This window comes from uncultured Paraglaciecola sp. (genome assembly GCF_937123705.1).
Taxonomy (GTDB): Bacteria; Pseudomonadota; Gammaproteobacteria; order Enterobacterales; family Alteromonadaceae; genus Paraglaciecola.
Map to the genome: position 1 here is coordinate 1 of NZ_CAKZKO010000024.1, position 6,798 is coordinate 6,798.

General features: G+C 43.4%; 18 protein-coding genes and 1 pseudogene. 4 read left to right on the plus strand and 15 right to left on the minus strand.

Features of this window, described 5'->3' with window-relative positions:
• Positions 1 to 135: 135 nt before the first annotated feature.
• From Q0688_RS03605 to Q0688_RS03670, 14 genes and pseudogenes are all read right to left on the minus strand, one after another.
• Positions 136 to 315 carry a hypothetical protein gene (locus Q0688_RS03605; protein WP_299073254.1) on the minus strand — a complete coding sequence of 60 codons (180 nt, stop codon included), beginning with the start codon at positions 313 to 315 and terminating at the stop codon, positions 136 to 138.
• 77 nt (positions 316 to 392) lie between these two features.
• Positions 393 to 584 carry a hypothetical protein gene (locus Q0688_RS03610; RefSeq protein ID WP_299073256.1) on the minus strand — a complete coding sequence of 64 codons (192 nt, stop codon included), beginning with the start codon at positions 582 to 584 and terminating at the stop codon, positions 393 to 395.
• 76 nt (positions 585 to 660) lie between these two features.
• Positions 661 to 1,023, minus strand: a complete 363-nt coding sequence (locus Q0688_RS03615; protein ID WP_299073259.1) for a hypothetical protein — start codon at positions 1,021 to 1,023, stop codon at positions 661 to 663.
• 86 nt (positions 1,024 to 1,109) lie between these two features.
• A complete protein-coding gene (locus tag Q0688_RS03620) occupies positions 1,110 to 1,283 on the minus strand; it encodes a hypothetical protein (protein ID WP_299073261.1) in 174 nt (57 codons plus the stop codon).
• 69 nt (positions 1,284 to 1,352) lie between these two features.
• Positions 1,353 to 1,514, minus strand: a complete 162-nt coding sequence (locus Q0688_RS03625) for a hypothetical protein (RefSeq protein WP_299073263.1) — start codon at positions 1,512 to 1,514, stop codon at positions 1,353 to 1,355.
• A complete protein-coding gene (locus tag Q0688_RS03630) occupies positions 1,514 to 1,675 on the minus strand; it encodes a hypothetical protein (RefSeq protein WP_299073265.1) in 162 nt (53 codons plus the stop codon). The genes Q0688_RS03625 and Q0688_RS03630 overlap by 1 nt, the downstream gene beginning before the upstream one ends.
• Before the next feature lie 229 nt (positions 1,676 to 1,904).
• Positions 1,905 to 2,081 (minus strand): hypothetical protein, encoded by a 177-nt coding sequence (locus Q0688_RS03635; RefSeq protein WP_299073267.1) that lies wholly within the window; start codon positions 2,079 to 2,081, stop codon positions 1,905 to 1,907.
• A 216-nt stretch (positions 2,082 to 2,297) separates the two neighbouring features.
• Positions 2,298 to 2,636, minus strand: a pseudogene (gene ssb, locus Q0688_RS03640) (single-stranded DNA-binding protein); the annotation flags it as partial.
• Entirely contained in the window at positions 2,617 to 2,874 is a 258-nt protein-coding gene (locus Q0688_RS03645) for a hypothetical protein (RefSeq protein WP_299073268.1), read from the minus strand. The gene Q0688_RS03645 and the pseudogene ssb, both read right to left, overlap by 20 nt.
• Entirely contained in the window at positions 2,874 to 3,545 is a 672-nt protein-coding gene (locus tag Q0688_RS03650) for a lambda exonuclease family protein (protein ID WP_299073269.1), read from the minus strand. The genes Q0688_RS03645 and Q0688_RS03650 overlap by 1 nt, the downstream gene beginning before the upstream one ends.
• Positions 3,505 to 4,026, minus strand: a complete 522-nt coding sequence (locus tag Q0688_RS03655; RefSeq protein ID WP_299073271.1) for a hypothetical protein — start codon at positions 4,024 to 4,026, stop codon at positions 3,505 to 3,507. Before Q0688_RS03655 ends, Q0688_RS03650 begins: the two co-directional genes overlap by 41 nt.
• On the minus strand, positions 4,023 to 4,199 hold the full coding sequence (locus Q0688_RS03660; protein ID WP_299073273.1) for a hypothetical protein: 177 nt from the start codon (positions 4,197 to 4,199) through the stop codon (positions 4,023 to 4,025). The genes Q0688_RS03655 and Q0688_RS03660 overlap by 4 nt, the downstream gene beginning before the upstream one ends.
• On the minus strand, positions 4,196 to 4,357 hold the full coding sequence (locus Q0688_RS03665) for a hypothetical protein (RefSeq protein ID WP_299073274.1): 162 nt from the start codon (positions 4,355 to 4,357) through the stop codon (positions 4,196 to 4,198). Before Q0688_RS03665 ends, Q0688_RS03660 begins: the two co-directional genes overlap by 4 nt.
• Position 4,358: 1 nt before the next feature.
• Entirely contained in the window at positions 4,359 to 4,640 is a 282-nt protein-coding gene (locus tag Q0688_RS03670) for a hypothetical protein (RefSeq protein ID WP_299073276.1), read from the minus strand.
• 289 nt (positions 4,641 to 4,929) lie between these two features.
• Here Q0688_RS03670 and Q0688_RS03675 point away from each other — a divergent pair, with 289 nt between their 5' ends.
• Entirely contained in the window at positions 4,930 to 5,103 is a 174-nt protein-coding gene (locus tag Q0688_RS03675) for a hypothetical protein (protein ID WP_299073278.1), read from the plus strand.
• A 40-nt stretch (positions 5,104 to 5,143) separates the two neighbouring features.
• On the opposite strand, the gene Q0688_RS03680 is transcribed toward Q0688_RS03675, so the two are convergent.
• Complete coding sequence (locus tag Q0688_RS03680) at positions 5,144 to 5,365, minus strand: hypothetical protein (protein WP_299073280.1); 222 nt, start codon at positions 5,363 to 5,365, stop codon at positions 5,144 to 5,146.
• A gap of 46 nt (positions 5,366 to 5,411) precedes the next feature.
• Between Q0688_RS03680 and Q0688_RS03685 the strand changes: the two genes are divergently transcribed.
• From Q0688_RS03685 to Q0688_RS03695, 3 genes are all read left to right on the plus strand, one after another.
• Positions 5,412 to 5,666, plus strand: coding sequence for a hypothetical protein (locus tag Q0688_RS03685; protein ID WP_299073281.1), 255 nt, complete (start codon positions 5,412 to 5,414; stop codon positions 5,664 to 5,666).
• 174 nt (positions 5,667 to 5,840) lie between these two features.
• Entirely contained in the window at positions 5,841 to 6,131 is a 291-nt protein-coding gene (locus Q0688_RS03690) for a hypothetical protein (protein ID WP_299073282.1), read from the plus strand.
• A gap of 5 nt (positions 6,132 to 6,136) precedes the next feature.
• Positions 6,137 to 6,798 (plus strand): DNA methyltransferase (locus Q0688_RS03695; RefSeq protein ID WP_299073284.1); only part of this gene is annotated, 662 nt, incomplete at its 3' end.

The following is a 6,798-nucleotide window of genomic DNA, read 5'->3' on the forward strand; positions in this document are numbered from 1 at the left end:
AGCGGTATTGGTGTTCCGTCCTCTAAGGTAGGCCGTCCGCACCAGCCGCACCGATAGCGCATAACAACACGCTGTTGTTCAGTCGTCATTTCATTCCTCCTCGGACGCGCTTGCAGCGCGCCGCAAAGCTCTAGGTTATATGGCTTCACTCTCTTCAATTGCGTAGTCAATAGCTTTTCGTAAGTCACCGTCTGCGGCAGATGAAGTACCGTCTTTGTAAATCACAAAGTAATAAGGGTCAGCCGACTTCTCGCCGCCTTTTCTTATTGCTGCACTATTTTCAGCAATCCACTCTAGTCGTTTAGTGTCGCTCATTTACCACCTCCAGCCGTATAACAACGCAATTAAAATGGACAAAGCAAACGTGCTTCGTTTTAGGTTTTTCATAGTGTTCAATTCCTTTCCCATACATCCTTGGTTTTTACTTCTTTTTCCAGGTCGGCAATTAAGGCTTTAACATTATGCTCGCCAAGTTCCCTAGCCAGCCATGAAATCAATGTTCCAATCACAATTTTTTGTTGTTCTATCTTCGTCAGGCATAAATTAAATCCGTCACGCATTGCCTCTTTTTCGTCTTTTGTCATGGTAGCTCCGTAAGTTAAACGTAATTGAACAACACGCTAAACCGGATGCCATAAATGGCACTCGGTTAGCTCATGGTTAGGCTCCACTTATCGCGGCTAGAACCTCCAGCCATTTCTGCCGGTCGCAGTCCATGCCAAGCCGTTTCACATCATTGCCAATTCCACGGTCCCGATCATCATCAGCAAAAGCCTCCATCAGATCGCGCTTAATTATTGAGATTGCTTCTTTTGGGATGTTTTCAATGTTGTTGATCATTGTTTCGCAAAAGCCGCTTACAGATATTGTCATACGCCCGCAGTAATAGCGGAATGCGCCTATCCACAATGTCGCGTCTCTATCCTGCATTGCGTCTATGCTAAAGAGTATATTTGTGGTAGACCCTTCCCTATATCCGAGAATTTTCTCGCTTATTTTTGCTATTAGTTCGTTATCAGTCATAGTCTGTCTCTCAGTATCTGAGCCTAACAACAAAAGTCAGGCGGATTAATTTACGCTGCGCTCCAATTAACGCGCTGCTTTAAGGGTTATGCGACCTCAATTTTGAGGCGAACACCTTTACATAAATCCATACTCCAAAGATATTTCTCAAGCTGGTATGGCATTTTGTTTTCCTCAATTTCTGGGTAGAAAAACTCTGTCCGTATATCACCGTATTCGTCCTCCACAACCCAAATGTATTTAGTGTCCTCCAAGTGCATAGCGTTACCTCAATTATGTAAGTCCGCATAACAACTACAATCACACCGCTGCGCTCGGTGTTTTGCGCGTTATGCGCCAATATCTGCCAAGCATCCCAGCAACACAACTCTAAACAGCTCGGGCTTATCCCTGTGCCAGTTGGTGAGCGTGTTTAGTGATACGCCGGTTATCTGGCTAACTTGTGTAAGGCTTTTCAGTCCTACGCTTTTAGCTTGTTGTGCTGGGGTCATTAAACCAACTCCATAAAACGCTCAATTTCATCTTCTGTTGCTTCTGTAAACATTCCAGCGACTTTCAATTCTTTTGCAAAATCCAAGGCTTTTTTGTCGTCAGACTGTTCAAGCATTTTTACTAAGTCTTTTCTCATTGCTGCTTCTAACTTCTTAAACATTTTTCCTGCTCCATTTCTCTAGTTGATGTAATCATTATACCCAACTATTTAAAGAATACAAGCATTATTTTAAATTATTTGTGTAAAAGCGCATAACAACACGCTGTTGATCGGACTCGCTATAGTTAAGCCCGACATCTGCGCTTTCTGCACCCCAAAACCAACTCATAGTTTCTCTCCGTTAATTTAATTAGTTTGTGCTTTGCCGTTTATCGCAAAGGTTATAAACCTATTCGTCATCGTCATAAGGTAACAAGTTCCAGATGTCAGACATTGCCTGCCTGTCATCACCTTTTATTCCAAACTCAGCAAACTGCTTGTCATTCATCGAGCCAAGAAGCCGTTTTAGTGCTGATGCCTCATTTTCGTTTAAATCTATTGTGTAAGTAATTCTGATCTTTGACATATTTATCTCCATCGGTTTATAACAATGTTAGTCATGCCGCTTGCGCTGGGATTCGTTCTTCGCTTCGCTTTAGTTACTGACAGATTCTCTATTTAAAAACCCCTCCCCGAAGAGAGGGTAAGGACATAACTAAAAAGGAATATCATCGTCCCAGTCATCGTTAGACTGATCTGGGGCTTGATTCTGACTGCTGCTGTTAGTCGCACCGGACGAATCTTTTGAATCGAGCATTTGCATTTCGTTAGCCACAATCTCAGTCGTGTATTGATCCTGACCCTCTTTGTTCTGCCACTTACGAGTGCGAAGCGAGCCTTCGATATAAACCTTCGAGCCTTTCTTTAAATACTCGCCAGCTATTTCACCTAGTCGATTGAAGAACACGACACGATGCCATTCTGTGCGCTCTTGTTGCTGGCCGGTCTGCTTATCTTTCCAGCTGTCCGATGTGGCAATTGAGCAATTAGTAATTGCCTTACTGTCTTGAGTGAATCGGGTTTCAGGGTCTTGGCCTAGATTGCCGACCAAGATAACTTTATTAATTCCGCGCTGTGCCATAGTTCGCCTCTGCCTTTTCGTCTTTGTTTTGTTGGTGTTTTTTTTCTGCTTGAAGTTCTTTTATACATTCTTTGTGCATCGACCCTATATCGTCGGTTAGTTCGCCGCAATATCTGCATTTAAATTCGTCGATACAGTAAGGGCAAATTAAATGGCAGTTGTCTCCTGGATGCTCTTGGCACGGGTCATAATCATCATTCATGTATTGTTCACATTCTTGGCAGTAGTAAATAGCCATTATGCTGCCTCTGCTGATGTTAAGTAGTATTTGCTTTCGAGTATCTTGGTTTTCGTGTCTGTAACCAAATCTTTGAATTGCGCTATTCGCTCATCCATTTGCGCAAACTCTTCGGTTAAATCATCTTTAAATAGCCGGTAGGTGTAGAGCTTTTTATCTTCTGGGTAGTCCGCGCAGAAGCTAATAAAATCAATCCATTCTCTACCTGTGAATTTTAAGTTACCAACTAACTGCCATTTGTAAGCAGGGTCAAAAGACTGGCGTTTTATATTGGCAAAATGCGCGCTGGAAATAACAGATTTAATTTCTATTAACCCATCATCATAAACAAGCCCATCCGGCGAAACGCCAATCCAATCAGACTCAAAGAAACCGCCGTTAGTCACCTCGCAGAAAAAGTCCTCTTCGTACTTCATTCTTGCTAGTGGCTCCTGTTCGTGCCCTCGCTCCATATGCTCGTTAGAATAGCCTTGCCCAGTTGGCGTTCCGGTAATCTGCTCTATAGCAATATCAGCGGCATACTTCTTGGCAGGTTCGCCAAACGCTTTTCCAAAGTTAGCCATCATTTTGCTAAACCCTGAACCGGTAAGCTTGCCAGCGCGTAAAGCAAGCCACTCATCGGTATTTTGATCAATGTTGTGGTAGAGCATTTGCAGCCTCGATAATTGCATTCTGGTTAGCTTCAGAGATAATGACCCTAGACAATACAGCGTCAAGGCTTCCATCACGCTTAAACGCTGCAATCGCGTTTTCCCACTGCTTCGAGTTGTCCGGCGTAAGCTCGCGCTTCTGCATTTGTGGCGGGTTAGGGCTAATACGAACACCGCCAACAATCTCGCCTTTAAGTTTTGCAGAGGGGTCTATATAAAGCTCAATCGTTACTTCTTTCCAGTCCTCTACAAACGAAGACCCACCACAAAACTTTTTCATAATTTTAGAGTTGGTAGCATTCAATACCAGCGGCTTAATAGGCTCTCTAAAATAAGCAATGTTGTAGTTACCTTTACGGCCAGCAACAGCAACATCATATTCTTGCTTAACGTGGGCTATCGTGAAGACAAGCCTTGTACCGCTCTCTATTAAGTCTTCAATATCAGCAACGCCTAAGTGGTCGCTTTTAAATACTTTTCTGTAGTGTGTTTTATCGCTCATACCCACCTCTTATAGTTGCTATCGTTAGCTGCCATTTTCTGCATAAGCAGCAGTGTTTTTAATCGTTCTGCTTGATCCTTGCTTTTTTTCATCATCGCTCGTGCTGTATCAACTGCTTTTACGTTTCGCTCAGTCAATAAAACGTTAATCTGTTCTTGCGTTAGCTCTTTCATAACCCTAACGCTCTATCTATGCCCCATAAAATAATAAGGCCGTACAATGAGGCGGTTGCAAGAGTGACAGAAACCCCTATTAATACAGCATCATGGCGGTCATAACGTGATGGCTTAGAAACATCAGAGTGAATAGGCAAACGAGTCGCGTGGCGCATGTCATACCCACTGCATGACTTGATCAGAAATAACCTCTAAGCACATCGTGCCGAAAGTATTGACATCGCCAGCCTCTTTTGCCTTGACTAAATTCGCGTGAAAAATGTCATCAGTTGCAATGCGATAAGCTAAGCCATCACCAACAGCTTCCGACAAAACATCCTGTGATCGCCAAAGCTGATCAGCATCGTTTTTATCTTGATTGATTCGGCGCAATTCGGTTAGCTCGATTGGGCTTTCTGGCGGATCGACTCTTGCGGGATCGTCGTTGTAGGTTTGCATCTGTCTGCTTCCTGTTTGATTGGGTATGTAGGTATATTAGCAATACTGTTTATATACTGTCAACAGCAATGCTAATATATTTAGAAAGACTTTTGTTTAAATTCCCTGTTTTATTACACAAGGCGGAAATAAAGAAGGGTTAGGAATTGCTGGATGTGGTGATGCGAAAGGGGGGATCGCCAAAAAGACAAGCTAAACGCAAATTCAGCGCCAAAATTTGATACCCCGAAACCCGCCATGGGCTTGGGCTACAGCCTTAACGTTCTTATACATGGGAGTGCGCTCAGTCATGAGCGTGCTGACATATGCCTTGGTTCTTGTCAGTATTCCTTGTCTCTTGATGGCATCGAGTTTATTTCAGGCACAAAAAAACCCAGCAGGCACCAACCAAGACTGGGTTTTAATTTGTTTTGTCATGTCCTTAAAAAGCCAATTAACGCCCGCCTCTTTTGGTATTGGCTAAGCGCTGAATCAGCGAGAGCCATTAAACTAAACTTTTCAACTCATGTAAACATGAAGATTAAAGATGTTAAGCCCAGGACTATCGGCGGTGTAGTAGAGTTTACATTGATGTATTGACTGAATGCCGATTGTGTTTTGTAACCCAGTTCGCTCGCTGCTCGATCTTGGTTCCAGCCTGAAATAGCTTGGAAATCATCCCAAGCCTTTTTGCAGGCCGCTTTCACCCTTACTTCTTCTTCGGTTAATTTTCTCCGCGCATTCATAATTAGATGATACCCATAAGCGTAATAAAATATATTAGCAATACTGTTGACAGAACAAAGCAGCATTGCTAATATTCGCGATATGGATAATAGAGTACCGATCACTACATACATGAAAGACAACGGCTTGACGCAAGACGAAATGCGCAAGCTCCTTCACTTCAATACTCAGAGCGCAGTAAGTCAGCTCTTGAGAAGTGACCGAGATGTTTTTATCACTGAAAAAGCCAAGGGTGAGATCGAAGCTTTTGAGATAAAGAAACTCGGCGGCAAAAAAACAGAGTCGAAATTAACAGCCTAATTTCATTACATTAGCCCTTCGGGGCTTTTTTTGTTTCTGTACTTGCAGTGATGTTGCGTTTTTCACTGCACGATTAATTCAAGCGTCTAACCACGCTTTTTATTTACCGAAAAAAAAGCCAAAGACTCCTACATCCTTGGCTTTATAGCTAAACAAAAAGAGAGTTTGTTAAGCATGGAAATATTAAACCCTAACTGGCCTGAATCGGCTAGAAACAATCATAGCAAGTTGTTACAAGCTGTTTCAGCCAACGCGACTTACGACGAAATAGCGACTGAATTAGGCGCTTCTAAGGCCACTGTAAGTCGTTTAATCACAGAGCATTCAGAGGCTTACCATAAGTTACTCGCGCTTATGGGCTTTAAGGTTGTCCCTCACGGCCACGAGTGCCACTCCAAAGAATATTTAGATTCCCTCCGATTTTTTGCACTGCGCGGCGTCGAGCAAGACGTTAGCGGGGAGTAGTTACGTTGCCAAAAATAGAGCTATTACACGCTGACTGCATGGATTATATGCAAGGACTACCTGATAACGCTTTTGAGCTGGCGATTGTTGACCCGCCTTATGGTGTAAAGCGCGATAAAGGCTTTGGCGGCTTTGGCGGCTTTGGGGGGCGGCCTATTGCGAGAAAGGAATATAAAGGGGATTGGGATTCTGCGAGGCCGGAAAAGCAATATTTCAAAGAGCTTATTAGGATATCGGGTAATCAAATAATATGGGGTGGGAATTTTTTTGCAGATCACTTGCCAGCGGGAACCCATTGGATATTTTGGAACAAGCTAAACACGATGCCGACATTCGGTGATGGCGAATTAGCATGGACAAGCCTACCTAGAAAATCAATAAAAATGCACACACTTGAGTATAACGGGTTGCTTGGCAGGGAAAAAAACAGAATCCACCCAACACAAAAACCGGTAAAACTATACGACTGGCTTTTATCCAACTACGCCAAAGAAGGCGACAGAATCTTAGATACTCACCTCGGAAGCGGCTCAAGCGCCATTGCCGCGCACTATGGCGGCTTTGACTTTGTTGGCTGTGAGCTAGACGAAGATTATTACAAAGCGGCTAGCGAACGCTTTGATCAGGAAACGGCGCAAGTTGATATTTTCTCAGAGCTAGAGGGCTA